General features: G+C 64.3%; 17 protein-coding genes and 1 tRNA gene. 12 read left to right on the top strand and 6 right to left on the bottom strand.

Translation table 11 applies throughout. The annotated features are described in order from the left end of the window. Positions 1–113 precede the first annotated feature (113 nt). From ribD to ASD71_RS13180, 7 genes are all read left to right on the top strand, one after another. Positions 114–1,265, top strand: a complete 1,152-nt coding sequence (gene ribD / locus ASD71_RS13210) for a bifunctional diaminohydroxyphosphoribosylaminopyrimidine deaminase/5-amino-6-(5-phosphoribosylamino)uracil reductase RibD (protein ID WP_056564344.1) — start codon at positions 114–116, stop codon at positions 1,263–1,265. A gap of 742 nt (positions 1,266–2,007) precedes the next feature. Continuing rightward, on the top strand, positions 2,008–3,924 hold the full coding sequence (locus tag ASD71_RS13205) for a PrkA family serine protein kinase (RefSeq protein ID WP_369818967.1): 1,917 nt from the start codon (positions 2,008–2,010) through the stop codon (positions 3,922–3,924). Positions 3,925–3,936: 12 nt separating this feature from the next. Next, entirely contained in the window at positions 3,937–5,196 is a 1,260-nt protein-coding gene (locus ASD71_RS13200; RefSeq protein WP_056564338.1) for a YeaH/YhbH family protein, read from the top strand. Beyond that, positions 5,193–6,746 carry a SpoVR family protein gene (locus ASD71_RS13195; RefSeq protein ID WP_056564336.1) on the top strand — a complete coding sequence of 518 codons (1,554 nt, stop codon included), beginning with the start codon at positions 5,193–5,195 and terminating at the stop codon, positions 6,744–6,746. Before ASD71_RS13200 ends, ASD71_RS13195 begins: the two co-directional genes overlap by 4 nt. A gap of 144 nt (positions 6,747–6,890) precedes the next feature. Further along, positions 6,891–6,981 (top strand) — tRNA-Ser (locus tag ASD71_RS13190). A gap of 211 nt (positions 6,982–7,192) precedes the next feature. Continuing rightward, complete coding sequence (locus ASD71_RS13185; protein ID WP_369818954.1) at positions 7,193–7,906, top strand: LysM domain-containing protein; 714 nt, start codon at positions 7,193–7,195, stop codon at positions 7,904–7,906. Further along, entirely contained in the window at positions 7,894–8,337 is a 444-nt protein-coding gene (locus ASD71_RS13180; RefSeq protein WP_056564330.1) for a lysozyme inhibitor LprI family protein, read from the top strand. Before ASD71_RS13185 ends, ASD71_RS13180 begins: the two co-directional genes overlap by 13 nt. On the opposite strand, the gene ASD71_RS13175 is transcribed toward ASD71_RS13180, so the two are convergent. Beyond that, positions 8,330–9,622 (bottom strand): hypothetical protein, encoded by a 1,293-nt coding sequence (locus ASD71_RS13175; protein WP_056564328.1) that lies wholly within the window; start codon positions 9,620–9,622, stop codon positions 8,330–8,332. The genes ASD71_RS13180 and ASD71_RS13175 overlap by 8 nt on opposite strands. A gap of 4 nt (positions 9,623–9,626) precedes the next feature. Beyond that, positions 9,627–10,607, bottom strand: coding sequence for a tripartite tricarboxylate transporter substrate binding protein (locus ASD71_RS13170; RefSeq protein ID WP_056564325.1), 981 nt, complete (start codon positions 10,605–10,607; stop codon positions 9,627–9,629). Positions 10,608–10,746: 139 nt separating this feature from the next. Here ASD71_RS13170 and ASD71_RS13165 point away from each other — a divergent pair, with 139 nt between their 5' ends. Further along, positions 10,747–11,652 carry a LysR substrate-binding domain-containing protein gene (locus tag ASD71_RS13165; RefSeq protein WP_056564323.1) on the top strand — a complete coding sequence of 302 codons (906 nt, stop codon included), beginning with the start codon at positions 10,747–10,749 and terminating at the stop codon, positions 11,650–11,652. Positions 11,653–11,700: 48 nt separating this feature from the next. On the opposite strand, the gene ASD71_RS13160 is transcribed toward ASD71_RS13165, so the two are convergent. Next, positions 11,701–11,928: a hypothetical protein gene (locus ASD71_RS13160; RefSeq protein ID WP_056564320.1), complete on the bottom strand. Its 228-nt coding sequence runs from the start codon at positions 11,926–11,928 to the stop codon at positions 11,701–11,703. Between the two features lie 220 nt (positions 11,929–12,148). On the opposite strand from ASD71_RS13160, the gene ASD71_RS13155 reads away from it, so the two are divergent. The 3 genes from ASD71_RS13155 to ASD71_RS13145 all read left to right on the top strand — a co-directional run bounded on the left by ASD71_RS13155 (position 12,149) and on the right by ASD71_RS13145 (position 15,051). After that, entirely contained in the window at positions 12,149–13,078 is a 930-nt protein-coding gene (locus ASD71_RS13155) for a hypothetical protein (protein WP_056564317.1), read from the top strand. A gap of 82 nt (positions 13,079–13,160) precedes the next feature. Further along, positions 13,161–14,045 (top strand): carboxylating nicotinate-nucleotide diphosphorylase, encoded by an 885-nt coding sequence (gene nadC / locus ASD71_RS13150; RefSeq protein ID WP_056564315.1) that lies wholly within the window; start codon positions 13,161–13,163, stop codon positions 14,043–14,045. 19 nt (positions 14,046–14,064) lie between these two features. Further along, positions 14,065–15,051, top strand: coding sequence for a tripartite tricarboxylate transporter substrate binding protein (locus ASD71_RS13145; protein WP_056564312.1), 987 nt, complete (start codon positions 14,065–14,067; stop codon positions 15,049–15,051). Positions 15,052–15,095: 44 nt separating this feature from the next. On the opposite strand, the gene ASD71_RS13140 is transcribed toward ASD71_RS13145, so the two are convergent. Then, complete coding sequence (locus ASD71_RS13140; protein WP_056564309.1) at positions 15,096–15,773, bottom strand: tellurite resistance TerB family protein; 678 nt, start codon at positions 15,771–15,773, stop codon at positions 15,096–15,098. Positions 15,774–15,975: 202 nt separating this feature from the next. Between ASD71_RS13140 and ASD71_RS13135 the strand changes: the two genes are divergently transcribed. Then, on the top strand, positions 15,976–16,374 hold the full coding sequence (locus ASD71_RS13135; protein WP_056564306.1) for an OsmC family protein: 399 nt from the start codon (positions 15,976–15,978) through the stop codon (positions 16,372–16,374). A 34-nt stretch (positions 16,375–16,408) separates the two neighbouring features. On the opposite strand, the gene fabI is transcribed toward ASD71_RS13135, so the two are convergent. Together fabI and ASD71_RS13125 are read right to left on the bottom strand one after the other, a co-directional pair. After that, entirely contained in the window at positions 16,409–17,194 is a 786-nt protein-coding gene (gene fabI, locus ASD71_RS13130) for an enoyl-ACP reductase FabI (RefSeq protein ID WP_056564303.1), read from the bottom strand. 130 nt (positions 17,195–17,324) lie between these two features. Continuing rightward, entirely contained in the window at positions 17,325–18,743 is a 1,419-nt protein-coding gene (locus tag ASD71_RS13125; RefSeq protein ID WP_056564301.1) for a transglycosylase SLT domain-containing protein, read from the bottom strand. Positions 18,744–18,746 lie beyond the last annotated feature (3 nt).

Here is an 18,746-nt window from a genome sequence, read left to right as displayed (position 1 = left end):
CGCGAGCGCCTTCCAAGACGGCGGGCGGCCCAAAACGGACATCTCCGGGCAGCGCCGGGCCTGCTCCCGCACGGGGCGGCAGAACGGTGCGCGGCGGACATACAATCCTCGGCATGGACATTTCCCCCGATTCTGACGATCTCTTCTGGATGCGACGCGCGCTGTCGCTGGCGAACACCGTCATGTTCACCACCGCACCCAACCCCCGGGTAGGCTGCGTGATCGTGCGTGACGGCCGCGTGCTGGGCGAAGGCGCGACCCAGCCGCCGGGCGGTCCGCACGCCGAGATCTGCGCGCTGCGCGACGCGCAGTCGCGCGGCGAGTCGGTCGCCGGCTCGACGCTGTACGTCACGCTGGAGCCCTGCAGCCACTTCGGCCGCACGCCGCCGTGCGTGGACGCGGTGCTGGCGGCGCGGCCGGCGCGCGTGGTGGTGGCCATGGGTGATCCGAATCCGCTCGTCAACGGCCAGGGGCTGGCGCGGCTGCGCGAAGCGGGCATCGCGGTGACGACCGGCGTCTGCCGCGAAGAGGCGCTGGCGGTGAACGTCGGATTCATCTCGCGCATGAGCCGCGGTCTGCCGTGGGTGTGGATGAAGATGGCGGCGTCGCTCGACGGCCGCAGTGCGCTGCATAACGGCATGTCGCAATGGATCACCGGACCGGAAGCGCGGGCCGACGGACACCGCTGGCGGGCGCGCAGTTGCGTCGTTCTGACCGGCATGGGCACCCTGCTCAAGGACGATCCGCAGTTGAACGTGCGCGACGTCGATACGCCGCGCCAGCCGCGCAAGGCCGTCGTGGATGGCCGTTTCGAGATCCCCGAGACCGCGCGGCTTTTCGATGGTGCGGAAGTCATCGTGTTCACCGCACGCGAAGATGCCGCGAAGGCGGCGCGCCTGGCGGACCGAAATGCCCGCGTGGTGTGCTTGCCGGGCACGGAGTCGGGCCGCGTCGATCTGCCCGCGATGATGCGCTGGATGGCCGAGCAGCAGTTCAACGAGGTGCACGTCGAAGCGGGCGCGGGGCTGAGCGGCGCGCTCGTGTCCGCCGGCTGCGTCGATGAACTGCTGTTGTATCTGGCGCCGGTGCTGCTTGGCGACGCGGCGGGCATGGTGCGCTTGCCGATGCTCGAGCATCTGGACGCGGCGCGGCGCTACGAATTTACCGATACTGTGCGCGTGGGCGCCGATCTGTGCGTGCGCGCGCGCGTGGCCGGCACGTGGCGCCAGTTGATGGAAAGCGTGGCGCTGCCTGCGCTGTCGTAACGAATGTGCTGTTAGCACTCCGCGCGTGCGGCTGCCAATCCTTTGAAAGCCGCGCGCAGCGTGCGTCTTCTCGACGCACGCTGTCTATGCGGGCGGATCGGCATGCGCGATGGACATGTGCGGCTTCGTGCACGAAGGCGTTTCGCGTGATTACGCAGTTGGATATTCGCGCAAAATGAATTGCCACAAAAGAGTCACGGGCTTAGCATAAGCGCATGACTTGGCGCTACGCGCTCACGGACCACCCGCACAGCCGCCGCGCGCCCTCGTCACCACGGATTCCCGTGCCGCGAATCGGCGCAGTTCAACACCGACCGGTACGCCACTGAACGAAGCCGCCTAGCGCCGTTCAGCCCGTTCGCTGCGATCGCATGGCGAACGCTCCGGGTTTATCCCGGGCCCATAAGAATCCATTGGATATCGCTCATTCCGTCGTTTCGTTGCCGACCATTTCATGTGCGGTTGCGTCAGGCACGCAATATGCGGGTCTATGCTCGAAACGACGAGCGAACTTGCTCACGTTGGTTGCAATCCCTGACGGAACTAGTATTCCTGGGGGGCAGCCTAATCAGAAAGGGTCCGATACTGCTTATGGTTGATGTGTGGCGAAAGCAACATAACGACGTGCCAGAAGCGCAAGCCGCGAAGTTGTTTAGTAATGCGCAAACGCTGAGGCACAATGGGCATGTAGGGACGTATTGAATTTTTCGCGTGTTGTATGTAGGAGGTTTCCGTGCAAAACATCGTCGAAGGCTTCAAGTCGCAGTATGCAAGAGAGCAGGAATCAGAGCTCTCGCTCGAGGAGTATCTGAGCCTCGCCAAGCGTGATCCCATGGCCTACGCCAGCCCCGCTGAGCGCATGCTGGCCGCGATCGGCGACCCTGAAATCGTGGATACGCGCAACGACCCACGTCTTTCCCGTTTGTTTTCCAACCGAACCATCCGGCGCTATCCCGCGTTCCAGGAGTTCTACGGCATGGAGGACGTGATCGGCCAGATCGTCGCGTTCTTCAAGCACGCCGCCCAGGGACTGGAAGAGCGCAAGCAAATTCTCTATCTGCTGGGACCGGTGGGCGGCGGCAAGTCGTCCATCGCCGAACGGCTCAAGGCGCTGATGGAAAGTTTTCCCATCTACGCGTTGAAGGGATCGCCGGTAAACGAATCGCCGCTCGGGCTGTTTCATCCCGAACGATTCGGCGACATGCTCGAAAAGGAATACGGCATCCCGAAGCGCTACCTGACCGGCATCATGTCGCCGTGGGCAGTCAAGCGCTTGAAGGAGTTCGATGGCGACATCTCGAAGTTCCGTGTCGTGCGCCTGAATCCGTCGGTGCTGCGCCAGATCGCCATCGCCAAGACCGAACCGGGCGACGAAAACAACCAGGACATTTCGTCGCTGGTGGGTAAGGTCGACATCCGCAAGCTCGACCGCCATTCACAGGATGACCCGGACGCGTACAGCTATTCCGGTGGTCTGTGCCTGGCGAACCAGGGGCTGCTCGAGTTCGTGGAAATGTTCAAGGCGCCGATCAAGATGCTGCATCCGCTGTTGACGGCCACCCAGGAAGGCAACTTCAAGGGCACGGAAGGCTTCTCGGCCATCCCGTTCAACGGCACGATCCTGGCCCACTCGAACGAATCGGAATGGCAGACCTTCCGCAACAACAAGCACAACGAAGCGTTCCTTGACCGTATCTATATCGTCAAGGTGCCTTACTGCCTGCAGGTGTCCGAAGAAGTCCGCATCTACGAGAAGCTGCTGCATCACAGCTCGCTGTCCGAAGCGCCATGCGCGCCCGGAACGCTGGACATGATGGCGCAGTTCTCGGTGTTGACGCGCCTGAAGGAACCCGAGAATTCCAGCATCTATTCCAAGCTGCGGGTCTACGATGGCGAAAGCCTGAAGGACGTCGATCCCAAGGCGAAGGCGCTGCAGGAGTACAAGGACTACGCGGGCACCGATGAAGGCATGACCGGGGTGTCGACGCGGTTTGCGTACAAGATCCTGTCCAGCGTCTTCAACTACGACCAGACCGAAGTGGCTGCGAATCCGGTGCACCTGATGTACGTGCTGGAGCAGCGCATCGGCCGCGAAGACTATCCCGACGAGATCCGCCGGCGCTATCTGGAGTTCATCAAGGGCTTCCTCGCGCCGCGTTACGCGGAGTTCATCGGCAAGGAGATCCAGACCGCTTATCTCGAGTCCTACTCCGAATACGGCCAGAACATCTTCGACCGCTACGTGACGTTTGCCGACTGCTGGATCCAGGACGAGGAGTTCCGCGACCCTGAAACCGGCGAAAGCTTCGACCGCAGCGCGCTTAACGATGAACTGGAAAAGATCGAGAAGCCGGCTGGCATCGCCAATCCGAAGGACTTCCGCAACGAGATCGTGAACTTCGTGCTGCGGGCGCGCGCCAACAACAGCGGCCGAAATCCGAACTGGACCAGCTATGAAAAGCTGCGCGAAGTGATCGAGAAGAAGATGTTCTCGAACACGGAAGACCTGCTGCCGGTGATTTCGTTCAACGCCAAGGCCTCGGCCGAGGACAAGTCGAAACACCAGAGCTTCGTCGACCGGATGGTGGAGAAGGGCTACACGGAAAAGCAGGTCAGGCTGCTGTGCGAGTGGTATCTCCGTGTGAGGAAGTCTTCCTGAGCGAGGTGAATCATGAATTCACTGATCGATCGCCGTCTTAACGGGCGCAACAAGAGCGCCGTTAACCGGGAGCGCTTTCTGCGGCGTTACAAGGATCAGATCCGCAAGGCGGTACACGGGATGATCCGTGACCGCTCGATCCAGGACATGGATCAAGGCGGCGAGATCAACCTGCCCGCCCGCGATATTTCCGAGCCGACGTTCCGGCACGGCGCGGGCGGCGACCGCGAAATGGTGCATCCGGGCAACCGCGAATTCGCCAAGGGCGACACCTTCGACCGGCCGCAAGGCGGGCAGGGCGAGGGTGGCTCCGAACCGGGAGAAGGCGAATCGGTGGACCAGTTCACCTTCAGCCTCTCGCGCGCCGAATTCCTGAATCTCTTTTTCGAGGATCTGGAACTGCCGCACCTGGCGCGCAACCAGCTCGGCGAAGTCAGCCAGAAGAAATGGCAACGCGCCGGCTACACCACCACCGGCTCGCCCAGCACCCTTAGCATCAGCCGCACGCTGAAGTCGTCGCTGGCGCGGCGCGTGTCGTTGGGCGTGAAGGCGCGCGCCGACCTGCAGGATGCCGAGGACGCGCTGGAAGAGGCGAAGGCTGCCGGCGCGGCAGAAGCGCGAATCCGCGAGCTGGAACAGGAGGTCGAGGATTGCCGTGAGCGTCTGGCTCGCGTGCCCTTCCTGGACGACCTGGACCTGCGCTATCGCAACCGCGTGTCGGTCGCCATCCCCATGGCGCGTGCTGTCATGTTCTGCCTGATGGATGTGTCGGGCTCCATGGACGAGGGCAAGAAGGATCTCGCCAAGCGCTTCTTCACGCTGCTCTACCTCTTCCTGTCGCGCAAGTACGAGCATGTCGATCTGGTGTTCATCCGCCACACCGACAACGCCGAGGAAGTGGACGAACACACCTTCTTCTACGACCCCAAAAGCGGCGGCACGATCGTGCTGTCTGCGCTGGAGCTGATGCGCGAGATCCTGGAAAAGCGCTATCCGCCGTCCGCGTGGAACGTCTACGCGGCGCAGGCCAGCGACGGCGATTCGTTTGGCGCCGATGCGGGCAAGAGCGCGCGATTCCTGGCCGAACATCTGCTGCCTTCGTCGCGCTACTTTGCCTACATCGAAATCCCCGACTCGCAGGAGGCCCGCAAGAGCAGTCTGTGGGCCGAGTATGAACAGAAACTGGAACCGCACTTCGTCATGCGGCGCATCTGCGACCGCGGGGAGATCTTCCCCGTGTTCCACGACCTGTTCAAGAAGGAGACCGCATGAACGCCAACATGGGTGCGCTCGTGGAGCCGGGATCGGACGGCGGCGTCCGGCCGATCTCGCAGGGTTCCGAATGGACGTTCGAACTGATCCAGACCTATGACGATGCGATCTCGCAGATCGCGCGCGAATATGGCCTGGACACGTATCCCAACCAGATCGAGGTCATCACCTCGGAGCAGATGCTGGACGCGTACGCGTCGGCGGGCTTGCCGATTGGCTATCCGCACTGGTCGTACGGCAAGGAATTCATCCGCAACGAACAGTTCTACCGCCGCGGCATGCAGGGGCTGGCGTACGAAATCGTCATCAATTCCAACCCGTGCATTTCTTACCTCATGGAAGAGAATTCCATGCCGATGCAGGCGCTGGTGATCGCGCACGCGTGCTACGGACACAATTCCTTCTTCAAGGGCAACTACCTCTTCCGGCAGTGGACGGACGCCGACGGCGTGCTGGATTACCTGGTGTTCGCGCGCAAGTACGTGATGGCGTGCGAAGACCGGTACGGCATCGACGCCGTGGAGTCGCTGCTGGACTCGTGCCATGCGCTGTCGCATCACGGTGTGGACCGCTACAAGCGCCCGACGCCAGCCTCTTTCAAGGAAGAGGCCGCCCGGCAGGCCGAGCGCGAGGAACACGCGCGCCTGCAATACAACGACCTGTGGCGCACGCTGCCGCGCATCGACGCGGACAAGGACACGCGCATCGCGGCGTCGGTGTTTCCGCCCGAGCCCGAGGAAAACTTGCTGTACTTCATCGAGAAGTACTCGCCCAAGCTGGCCCCCTGGCAAAAGGAGCTGGTGCGCATCGTCCGCAAGGTCGCGCAGTATTTTTATCCGCAGACCCAGACCAAGGTCATGAACGAAGGCTGGGCCACGTTCTGGCACTACACCATCTTGAACCGCCTGCATGAAAAGGGCCTGGTGAACGACGGCTTCATGATGGAATTCCTGCAAAGCCACACCAACGTCGTCAGCCAGCGCGGCTTTGACGAGCGCGGCTATGGCGGCATCAACCCGTACGCGCTGGGCTTTGCGATGATGTCGGACATCCGCCGCATCTGCGAGTCGCCCACGCCGGAAGACCGCCGCTGGTTCCCCGACATTGCGGGCGGCGACTGGCTGAAGACGCTGGACTTCGCCATGCGCAACTTCAAGGACGAGTCCTACATCTCGCAGTATTTGTCCCCGCGCCTGATCCGCGAATTCCGCTTCTTCGCGATCTCGGACCACCAGGCCAACCCCAAGCTGGAAGTGGCCGCGATCCACGACGACGAGGGCTACCGCGACATCCGGCGCCTGCTCGCCGCGCAGCACAACCGCGACAACCTGGTGCCCGACATCCAGGTCGTCCGCTTCAACCGCGACACCGACCGCTCGCTGGTGCTGCGCCACTTGAAGAGCCGCGGCAGGCCACTGGCAGGGGAGGATGCCGAACAGGTCATGAAGCACCTGGCTCGGCTGTGGGGATTCCGCGTCCGGCTCGAAGAAACCGAACCGGACGGCACGATCAGCTCCTACCGGGAGCAGGACCCGCCAGCGTCGAAGTAATGGCTCCGGCAGGGGAAGGGACGCGCGTAGTGCGTCCCTTTTTGTTTGCCCGCTTGCTGTGCTGTCGCGAATTCTGCTAGAATCGCGGATTCGCATTTTCAGCAGCGCCTTTCGGCAATATCGAATGGCCCCTGGAATGCAGTAGGACAGGTGGCCGAGCGGTTGAAGGCGCACGCCTGGAAAGCGTGTATACGTCAAAAGCGTATCGGGGGTTCGAATCCCCCTCTGTCCGCCAAGAATGCAAGCCCCTGAATTCTTACGAATTCAGGGGCTTTTTGTTTGTCCGCGCAAAATGCTGCACGCAACGCAGTACGCAAAATGCAGCACGCAATGGCCGCTGCCCGCTTTCGGACGCGGACTATATTTATTCCTGCGCCACAGACCGACACTCTTTGACTCGCATACGCATGCAAGGAGGGGAGATGGCGGCACCGGCGAAGACGAGCTTGAGCGAATGGCAGGACGGGCTGACCCGGACCGTGGGGGATGCCAAATGGCACGCATGGGATTGCGAGATCCAGGCGGCCGTCAACGAGTACAACAGGCATCTGTCCGCCACGGCCGGATACTTGTCCTTGGATTGGCGGACGATCAAGGCGATTGCCTGGATCGAGACGGGCGCGAACCATCCGCAATGGCACATCAAGCCATTGCAGATCGGCGTGCAAGGGGATCCGGGACTGCGGTCGCTGCTGTCAGGCAATGAAGGGGGAGATCTGATCATCCCGCCAATCTGGAAAAGCCGGCTGACGATGAGTTCAGCCACGACGATGCCGTCACACAATATCCGCGCAGGCATTGGGTATCTGCTGATGCGCATGGCGAATTACGAGTATCGCAGCGTGTTGGATCGGGATGCCAAGGTGTATGAAGTCAAGGTCGCGCCCGGCGACACCATGGACAAGATTGCAAGACGCAATGGGAGCACCACGGCAGTGTTGAAGACGCTCAATCCGGCTGCGGAAGTTCTGCGTCCTGGGCAGATCTTGAAATATCAGAAGGCTTCGGTGCGCCGGATCATCACCGGTTGGCGGCCGCTGTCGGCCATGTCGGTGGCCGTTCGCTACAACTCAATGCGGTCAGATTTGAACTACGCGAAAAAGCTGGAGCATGCGATCGGATTGGTGAATGCGGCCAAGGGGGCTACATGCGCGCCCTGAATGCACTGGTGCTTTGCGTGGTGTCGATCATCGCCCAGGTTGCCGCCAACGCGGCAGAGAGCCAGGTTTCTAACGAGCACGAGCTGCTCGAGATGTGTTCGACATATTCCCAGGCTGGGATGCGGGACTGCCTGGCGGACAAGGCTGACGATAGTCAGCAGGTCCTGCAAGCTGCCGAGAAGGCCGCGGCCGGTGCATTGGCGCGTTGGGACGAAGATCGCAAGTATCAGGACGAGGCGGCGAAGAAGCTCGCGGCCTCGAATCAGGAGTTCGCGCGATACCGGACGGCGCAATGTGCGTTTTCGATGTCGTTGATCGGCGGGGGCGCGGGCAATTCGCGAGAGATCGGCAGGTTGCGATGCGTGGCGGCGCTCAACTATCACCGGGCGTCACAACTGCGCGATGCCGTCGCGGATTTGCCGTTTAAATAACGGCCTGCCCGTCGCTCTCCACAATCGGCGACACGTCCAGCACATACATCTGCCGCTCGCCTTCGTGCACGGAGTCGATACAGACCTGTCTGCCGTCACGGCTCCAGCGCGGGTGCAGGTCGCAGCGGTTTTCCTTTGACAGGTTGGGATCGGCATAGAAGCTGCCCAGCGCGTGCTGCTGGCCGGTCTGCATGTCGTAGAGGAACAGGATCCGCTCGTGCGTCGTGCTGTCCGGATAGGTGTCGCTGAGCAGCCAGCGCGTGTTGACCGGCGAAAATGTCATGTGGCCATTTTCGGTCAGCACGCCGTCGCCCACGACCTGTACGTGCCCGTCAGGGGCGTCTTCATACAGGTGATAGTGGATGCTGCCGGCGTGGGGGCCCCAGACGATGATCGACGTGTCGTCCCGCCAGAGCGGGTGCGAGATCTGATATTCGGACTTCTCGTAGTCGAAGGTGCCCACGGCGTTCGGATCGAAGTCATCGGCCAGTTGCGGCAGCGGATGGTCGGAGCATTCCAAGAGGCGCATGTCGCTGCCGTCCGCGTTCATGGTGATGAGCCGATGCAGAAAGCAGGTTTCGTCCGCGACGCGTTCGGTCCAGCGGTGCAGGAAGAGGATGCGCGTGGAAGACGGATTGACCTCGATGTGGCTGACCCAGTGTATGGCGCGCGCCATCGAGTCGCGCGGATGGAAGTTGCGCAGGTCGGCGTAGCTGACCAGCAGGCGGTGCGCGCCGGTTTCCAGGTCCATCGTATGAATGCCGTCGTTGGCAGGCGCGAGTTCGACGGGGGCGGGGGCGTGTTCGCTGTAGCCGATGGTCTGGTGGGTGATGTAGAGGCGGCGGTAGTCGACGCACAGCGCATAGCGGCTGCTGGGGGCGGCGACGTAGATGGGCAGCGGCAGCGTACGTGTCTGGCCGGTGGCAATGTCGTGGATGGCCGATCGGAAGCCGGGGTAAAAGCCGCTATCGTCGGCGCTGCGGCAGTTGTAGATCATCTGCGGGCTGGCGGCGCCGTCCAGCCATTGAAGCTGGCAGCCCATCTGCCAGTTCCACGCGGAGGTTTCGCCGGCCGCGTGGTAGCGGTCATTATCTAGCAGGTCGAAATAGCCCACCTGCGCGGTTAGGTCGGGCGTCAGCACGGCATCGGCAAAGGCGGTGCGGTTGGCCAGCAGGTAGCGGCCGTCGCGATGCCAGACGGTCTTGTTGTAGTAGCCGAAGAAGTGGTGATACGGCGCGTCGTCCAGGCGGCGGCAGGCGATGGGCGCGGCAAGCATGCGATTCATGAGTTCAACCAGCAGTGATGTGTTCGGTTTCGATGACCTTGTTCCAGCGGGCGCGCTCGCGCTCAACGAAGTCGCGCGCATCAGCGGGTGAGTTGCCCACGGGCGTCATGCCCAGGCGTTCCAGGCCGCTGCGAAACGCAGGGTCGGCGTAGATCCGCTTGAGGTCGGCGCTGATCTTCTCGATCAGCGCGTCGGGCACGTCCTTGCTGGCTGCCAGCGTGGTCCATGACGTAACGGTCAGGCCGGGCAGGCCGGCTTCCGCCGCGGTCGGCACGTCGGGCAGGGCGGGCGAGCGGGTGGCGCCGGTGATGGCTAATGCCTTCAGCTTGTTGGCCTGGATGTAGCCGATGGTGGTTGGCACGTTTTCGAACAGCAACTGGATCTGGCCCCCGAGCAGGTCGTTCGTCGCGGCCGAACTGCCGCGATACGGGATGTGAACGATCGGCGCCTGCGCGGCCATCTTGTAGAGCTCGCCGACCATGTGCACGGATGAGCCGACGCCGGCCGAGCCAAAGTGCAGCGTGTCGGGCTGCGCCTTGGCCAGCGTGGTGAGCTCGGCCAGGGTGTTGGCCTGCAGCGCGGGGTTGGCCACGACGACGTGCGGCATCTCGGCCACGACGGTGATCAGCTTCAGATCCTTGGCGGGCTGGTAGTTGAGCGACTTGTACACGCCGTACGTGGCATGCAGACCGATCGAACCGAGCAGCAGGGTGTAGCCGTCCGGCCCGGAATCCGCGACGAATTTGCCGCCGATGTGACCGCCGGCGCCCGGCCGATTTTCGACGACGACCGATTGGCCATACAGCTTGCCCAGATGTTCGGCCAGAAGGCGCCCCTGGATGTCGGAGCTGCCGCCCGCGGTAAACGGAACGATGATGCGTACCGGGCGATCGGGATAGTGGGATTGGGCCTGGGCGGCGAGCGGCAAGGCGGCGCCCGCGAAGGTCAGGCACATGGCCTGCAAGAGGCAGCGGCGTCGATTCATGATGATTTCCCCAAATAGTGGATTCGGTGCGGGCGCATCTGGCGGCGACCTGGCCAAGCCAGTGTAGGAGTCGCCGACTATTTGAAAAAATTCTTTTTTGCACATAGTCTATGCAGAATTGCCATACCCTGTGAATGCCATGAGCCGACCGCTGAATTTCCGCCAGATCGAAGCCTTCCATGCCGTCATGCTGGCGGGCACCACGACCGGCGCCGCCCAGATGCTGCGTACCACTCAACCCTCGGTCAGCCGTCTGCTGGCGCAGACGCAACAGGCGACGGGTCTGCGCCTGTTCGACATGGAGCGCGGGCGCCTGCGGCCGACTCGGGAAGCGAAGGATCTTTTCGATACGGTCCAGCGGCATTTCGTGGGATTGGAGCGCATCGAGGACCGCGTCGCGGCGATGCGGCGCAGCGGCAGCGGGGTGCTGCGCCTGGCGTGCACGCCAGCGCTGGGCCTGGGCATGCTGCCCGGCGCGGTGGAGGAATTCGCGCAGCGCTATCCGGACGTCCATATCAACATGCAGACGGTCGGCAGCCAGTATCTGCGCGAGGGATTGCTGCATGGCACGTATGACCTGGTGGTAACCACCGCGCCGCTGGAAGGCATGCAATTCGATCTACGCAGCCTGCATGAAAGCGCGGCAGTGTGCGTGATGCGGCCGGATCATCCGTTGGCCGATCGGGCGTCCGTGGACATCATGGACTTGCACGCGCGCCGGCTGCTTGTGCTGAATGCCGATGACGACGTGTACTTGCAGCTTCGGGGCGCGATGCAAGACCACCGCGTCCAGCCCGCTTCCGAAATCGAAACCACTTATTCATCGACGATCTGCGCGCTGGCCGCGGCGGGCAGCGGGCTGGGCATCGTCAATCCGTACATCGCGGGGGTGTTTGCAGGGCAGCTTGCCATCCGTCCCTTCACGCCGCGCCTGCCGGTGCGCGTCAGCATGGCCTATCCCACGCAGACGGCGCCATCCCTTGTCACGGAAGCATTTGTGGATATCCTGGCGGCGCGTTGCCAGGGGTTGCCCGCTGAAATGTGAATCGCCGGCTTTACGCCGGCGATCCGTGTGCGCGCGACGACGGCCGCTTTATGTCTTGGGCGTGTCGTACGAGGTATCGAGCACGTCGTCCTCGGGCGTGATGACGCCGGGTTCGCCGGGTTCCGCGATGGCGCGGCCGCGGCGCGGCATGCCTGCCACGACTTTGCTTTCGTCGGGCATGGGCAGGGTCTCGGTGCCCTTGCGCGGGTCGGTCGGGGGCTTTTGTTCGTCCGCACCCTTGGACGCGGTGGTGGGATCAGGGGTGGTTTTCAGCATGGCGATTGCTCCGACTGCGCGCGAGGCCAGGATGGCGCCGCGCCTGGACATGGACCCATCTTAGAACCGCCGCCCAAGTCAGACAGCGATCCGGATGTCACGATTGCAAGGGGCTGTTGCAGGACGCGGGCATCAAAACTTGCCACACTGCATCCTTATAATCTCGAGCTTCGCGCCGCCGTTTCCACCGAACGTCCATCCTCGATACCCCACGCCCACCTTGACCGAATCCGTCGAACGCTCCGTCCATGCTGAACTCGTTGCCGTGCTGGTCGCGGTAACCAATGGCGAGCCGCGCGTGCTGACGACGGACGATGCGCGGGCGTTGCCGGCCGGGCCGTTCGAGCTGTCGCACCGGTCGCTGCAGGCCGGCCTGCGCGATTGGGTGGAGGCGCAGACCCATCATCCGCTGGGGTATGTCGAGCAGTTGTATACCTTTGCGGACGGCGACCGTTCCGACGAGTCGGGCGGGCGGGTCATCTCTGTCAGCTACCTGGGCCTGACGCGCGAAGCGGGCGAGACGGGCGTGGCGCAAGTCGGCTGGCAGGACTGGTATCGCTACTTTCCGTGGGAGGACCGGCGCGCGGGCACGCCGGCGCTCGTCGAGGACGTGATCGTGCCGCGGCTTACCGCATGGTGCGAAAGCAGCGCGGACGCATCGGTCCGCGCGCGCCGCCAGCAGCGCGCGGCCATCACCTTCGGGCTGGATGGCGCGGCGTGGAACGAGGACATGGTGCTGCAGCGCTACGAGCTGCTGTTCGAAGCCGGGTTGGTGCCCGAGTCGGTGCGGCGCACCGGCGAGACGGCGGTGGTGCCGGGGCAGCCAATGCGTCACGACCATCGCCGCATCCTGGCCACCGGAATCGCCCGGCTGCGCGCCAAGATCAAGTATCGGCCGGTGGTTTTTGAGCTGATGCCCGACGAATTCACGCTGTTGCAGTTGCAGATGGCGGTCGAGGCGCTGGCGGGACGGGGGCTGCACAAGCAGAATTTCCGCCGCTTCATCGAGCAGCAGGATCTGGTCGAAGAGACCGGCGCCATGGCGACCGGCACGGCCGGGCGTCCCGCCAAGCTGTTCCGGTTCCGGCGCGATGTGCTGCTGGAGCGGGCCATTGCAGGCAGCAAGCTTCCCCTGTCGCGCGTCGTTTGACGCTTGACAAGGCTTATACTCATATTTAGCATAAGTGGTGCGCAAATCTTGCGCGCCTTTTTTTACGCTACAAATACTCAAAATGAGCATTAAAGCCGCAAAGCCCCTCGCAGCCGATCGCCTTCCCGTTCCGCCGCTGCCGGACGTCATGCTGGAGCCGCTCGTGCGGGCGGCCTTGCTGGAGGATCTGGGACGCGCTGGCGACCTGACCACCGACGCTGTCGTGCCGGCCGACGCCACCGCCGAGACGCGACTGGTGGCGCGGCAGGAGGGCGTGCTGGCGGGATTGGATCTGGCCCGCCTGGCGTTCCGCACGATGGACCCGGGTCTGGCATTCACGGTGTCGCGCCGCGACGGCAGTGATCTGGAGCCGGGGATGGAGATCGCACGCATTCACGGCAATGCCCGCGCGATGCTCAGCGCGGAGCGCGTGGCGCTCAATTTCCTGTGCCACCTGAGCGGCGTGGCGACGGCCACGGCCTCGATCGCCCGGGTCATCGCCGGCTTTGGTGCGCGGGTCACGTGCACGCGCAAGACCATGCCCGGCCTGCGCGCGGTGCAGAAGTACGCGGTGCGCGTGGGCGGCGGTAGCAATCACCGCCATGGGCTGGACGACGCGGTGCTCATCAAGGACAACCACATCGCGCTGGCCGGCAGCGTGGCAACGGCCGTCGAGCGTGCGCGCGCCGGCGTGGGCCACATGGTGAAGATCGAGCTGGAAGTCGACACGCTGGAGCAGTTGGAAGTTGCGCTATCGCTTGGCGTGGACGTGGTGCTGCTGGACAACATGAGCCTGGATGACCTGCGCCGCGCCGTCGCCATGGCGCGGGGTCGGGCGATCACGGAAGCCTCGGGTCGCATCACGCCCGACACCGCGGCGGCCGTGGCCGCTACCGGGGTGGATCAGATCGCCGTGGGCTGGCTGACGCACAGCGCCAAGGTGCTGGACATCGGCCTGGACGCCTGACTTTTCATTGGTCCCCAACATGAAACGCCTGCTGCCTAAGTCTCTTACGCTTCTTGTGCTGTCGCTGACGGCCTGCGGCAATCCGCCCTCGGGCGAGGCGCCGGGCGATGCGTCGTATCCGTCGCATCCCATCACGATCGTGGTGACGTTTCCGCCGGGTGGCGGCACCGATCTGCTTGCCCGCCGCATTGGCGCCAGTCTGCAGGAGTCGCTGGGGCAACCGGTGGTGGTGGAGAACCGGCCTGGAGCCAGCGGCAACATCGGCGCGCGGATCGTGGCCGAGTCGCCGCCCGACGGCTACACGCTGTTGATGGTGAACAGTTCGTTCGCGATCAACCCGGGCGTCTATCGCAACCTGGGTTTCTCTCCGAAGCGGGATTTCGCGGCGGTCATCAATGTGGCCTTCGTGCCCTCGGTGTTTGTCGTGCCGGCGGCGTCGCCCCTGCGCAATCTTGATGACGCGGTGGCCGCCGCCGTGCCGGACAGGCCGCTGGCGTTTGCGACGTGCGGCAACGGCACGCCTCAGCATCTGGCGGGCGAGATGCTGTCGCGCAAGACGGGCGCGGTGATGCAGCAGGTGCCGTACAAAGGATGTGGCCCGGCGCTGACCGATGTGATGGCAGGGCAGGTGGGCGTGGGGGTGGTGACGGCTTCCAGCGCGGCGCCGCTGATCGCCGCGGGCAAGCTGCGCGCGCTGGCCGTGACGTCGCCCGCGCGGTCGCCGCTGATGCCCACGGTGCCGACGGTGGCCGAGCAGGGCGTGTCAGGCTATGCGCTGGATCAGTGGCACGGGCTTTTGACCCCGGCAGCGACGTCGCCCGCGGTGGTCGACAAGCTGAATGCGGCGGTGGCGAAGATCGTGCGGCGGCCGGATGTGCAGGCGGCGCTGCGCGAGCAGGGCTTTACGCCCGCCAGCAGTTCGCCGCAGGAATTTCAGCAGATGATCGGCGCGGATATCGACCGCTATACCGCGCTGACCGAGGCGAGCGGTCTGCGCGCGGATTGAACGAAATGCGGCCGCGTGTTCGGCCGCAATTTCGGCTTCTGCGATCAGGCAGCAGCCTTGGCGTGCTGCTCCAGTTGCTCCTTCAAGCCCGGTTCGAGCTTGAGCTGACGCGCCAGCTCGTCCAGGTAGGCACGTTCCATGTAGCTTTCCTCGTCCACGACGAGCAGGCTGGCCAGGTACATTTCCGCCGCCATTTCGGGCGTCTTGGCCGACTGGGCGATCACGCTGGGATCCAGCGGGCGTGACAGCTCGGCTTCCAGCCAGCGGCGGTCCTGGGCGTCGGACGACAGCTTGGCCAGTTCCGTTTCCAGCAGGGCTTTTTCCTCGGGGCCGATGTGGCCGTCGGCCTTGGCCGCGCCGATCATGGCGGTGAGGACGGCGTTGCTGTGCTGTTCGGCCTCGGGGGCGGGCAAGCGGTCCAGCGTCTGGGGCGGGGCAGTGGGCGCGCCCGCCTGCTTGCGCTGCCAGTCGCCGTAGGCGCGATACGCCAAAGCGCCCAGCGCGGCCATGCCGCCGTACATGGCGACCTTGCCGCCGATCTTGCGGGCCTTCTTGCTGCCCATCAAGAGGCCGAGGGCGCCAGCCCCCAGGGCCCCGCCGCCCAAGCCGGACAGCAGGGACGAACCCTTGCCGCCGGTGGCGTTCTGGACGCGGTTCGTGGTGTCGGAAAGCAGGCCTTGTCCGGACTGCAACAGTTGATCGAGTAATTGCCGGGCGCTCATGCGGCCTCCTGTAAAACGTTCGGTCAGGGATATCGGACCACGGCCGCGGAAGTAAGTTCAGCTATCCGTCAGGCGGACGATCCGGCCCCGCAAGGCTGCGGCAAGTGCTACAAACGTCCTTGTCGCCGGCCGGCCGTCTTAAGCAGGCCCAGCCCGATCATCCAGGCTGTCCCTGGCAGTCCCAACACAGGAGAACCGATCCATGAGCATCCGCGTGCGCCAGAATGCGCCCCAGACCCTGCAATTCACCGCAACGGCCGAAGGTCACGACCTGCCGCTGGACATGCCGAAGCCGCAAGGCGAGGGGCCGGATCCGCATGATTACTTCGATACCGCGCTGGGCGGCTGCAAGGCGATGACCCTGATGGTCTACGCGCAGCGCAAGGGCCTGCCGCTGGAATCGGTGGGGGTGGAAGTGGTGCGCGATGCCAGCGAGGAACGCCGAGGCATCTACCGTTTGACCGCCAAGCTGACGCTGCACGGCGAGCTGTCCGATGCGCAGATCGACGAATTGCTGGCAGTGGCCGAGAAGTGCCCGATCCACAAGCTGATGACCGCAGTGGACGTGCAGGTGTCCACGCTGATCGTGCGGCAGGACTGAGAGCGCGGGGCGCCAGGCCCCGCCCGAGGAAGTCTTACTCTTCCATGCCCGGAACGATGGTCGAGAAACCGCCGTCCACGTGGGTGATCTCGCCGGTCACGCCGGCAGCCAGGTCCGACAACATGAAGGCCGCGACGTTGCCGACGTCTTCGATGGTGATGTTGCGGCGCAGGGGGGCCTGGCTTTCCACGAACTTCAGGATGGCCGAGAAGTCCTTGATGCCGCTGGCGGCCAGGGTTTTGATCGGCCCGGCGGAGATGCCGTTGGCGCGGATGCCGCGCGGGCCCAGCGCCGTGGCCAGGTAGCGCACGCTGGCTTCAAGCGACGCCTTGGCCAGGCCCATCGTGTTGTAGTTGGGGACCACGCGCTCGGCGCCCAGGTACGTCAGCGTCAGCACGGAACCGTTGCGGCCTTCCATCAGGGGCAGTGCGGCCTTGGCCATGGCGGCAAAGCTGTAGGCGGAGATGTCGTGGGCGATGCGAAAGCCTTCGCGCGACAGGCCGTCCAGGAAGTTGCCGGCAATGGCTTCGCGCGGGGCAAAGCCAATGGAGTGGACCAGGCCATCCAGGCCGTCCCAGTGCTTGGCCAGCTCGGCAAAGGCGCCGTCGATCTGGCTGTCTTCGGCCACATCGCAGGGCAGCACGATGTTGCTGCCGAAGTCGGCGGCGAATTCGCTCACGCGGTCTTTGAAGCGATCGCCCACGTACGTGAACGCGAGCTCGGCGCCTTGCTGATGACAGGCGCGCGCGATGCCGTAGGCGATGGAACGGTTGGAAAGCACCCCGGTAACCAGGATGCGCTTGCCGGCGAGAAAGCCCATAGATGTGTCCTTGAAATTTTTTCCCTTCTGGAGGCCGCCTATTTTAGGGAATTTGGCGGGCCAGCGGGCAAGACGGCGCGGCCCCCGTGCGGGGCGCCGCGCCGGGGTGCCGCGTCGAGTGTGGCGGCTATCAGCCGCGCGCGTTCGTACCCGGCACGCGAAGCTGCGTGCCGATCTTCAGGGCGCTGCCCTTGATGTTGTTGAGCGCGCGCAGCGCGTCGACCGTGGTGCCGTATTGCTTGGCCAGCGAGAACAGGGTGTCGCCCTGGCGGACCTTGTGGCTGCGCACGTTGGGACGGGCGCTGGCGACGCGGGCGGCGGGCGCCTGCGCGGCGCGGCCTCGCGGCGCGGCGGCCTTGCTGTCTTGCGGCGCCGCGTCCAGCGCGCCCACCGGCGGGGCCAGCGATGCGATCTGCACGCCGCCCGTGCCGGGGTCGCCCGGCACCAGCAGCGCCTGGCCGTTCGCGGACTTCTGGCGGCGGCTGATGTCGTTGGTCTCGCGCAGCGAGGCCTCGGACACGCCAAAGCGCTTGGCGATGGCCGCGTAGGACTCGCCACGGCGCGAATGGTAGACCTTCCAGGCGGACAGGTCGCCCTTGTAATTGGTGAGGTTGGCGTTGAAGATTTCGACGCGGTCGGCCGGCAGCAGCAGGGTGGGGCCGTGGTCGCCGCGGATGACCGGGCGGTTGAAGGACGGGTTCAGGGCCTTGAATTCGTCCAGCGGCATTTCGGCCAGCTTGGCGGCGATTTCGAGGTCGATGTCGCTGTTCTTCTGCACCGTCACGAAATACGGCGTGTTGCCCACGGGCGGCAAGGCCACGGCGTAGCGCTGCGGATCCGCAATGATGTTCTTGATGGCCTGCAGCTTGGGCACGTAGTTGCGGGTCTCGTCCGGCATGTTCAGCGACAGGTAGTCGGTGTTCTGGCCGGCGGCCTCGTTCTTGGCCATGGCACGCTGCACCGAGCCTTCGCCCCAGTTGTACGAGGCCAGGGCGAGGTACCAGTCGCCCTGCATTTCAAACAGCTTTTCCAGGTAGTCCAGCGCCGCGTTGGTCGAGGCGATGGGATCGCGGCGCTCGTCGCGCCACCAATCCTGCTTCAGGTTGAAGTGCTGGCCCGTGGCCGGCACGAACTGCCACAGGCCCGAGGCCTGCGCGCGCGACAACGCCGTCGGGTTGTACGCGCTTTCGACGAAGGGCAGCAGTGCCAGCTCGGTCGGCAGGCCGCGGCGGTTGATCTCGTCGACGATGAAATACAGGTATTTGCCTGCGCGTTCCGCCATGCGCTGCACCGCTTCCGGGTGGGACGCGTAGTAGTCGGTCCACTGCTTGGAGAGATCGGTGTTCAGGTTGGGGATCGCGAAACCGCGGCGGATGCGGTCCCAGGCGTCGGCCGGCGGGTTGGTCAGGTCGATCGTGCGGGAAGTGTCCCGGGCGATGTATCGGCCTTGGGAATTGGTGGTGAGGTTCTTGCTATCGGGAGCTTTGGTTCCTGCGCAACCGGCGAGGACTGCCAGCATGAGCGGCAGAAGGAGTCGGGATAGATTCATCAG

The sequence above is a fragment of the Achromobacter sp. Root565 genome (genome assembly GCF_001427425.1).
GTDB classification, from domain to species: domain Bacteria; phylum Pseudomonadota; class Gammaproteobacteria; order Burkholderiales; family Burkholderiaceae_B; genus Achromobacter; species Achromobacter spanius_D.
Note: the sequence above shows the minus strand (reverse complement) of the source record. Positions and strands in the feature narration are given on the sequence as shown.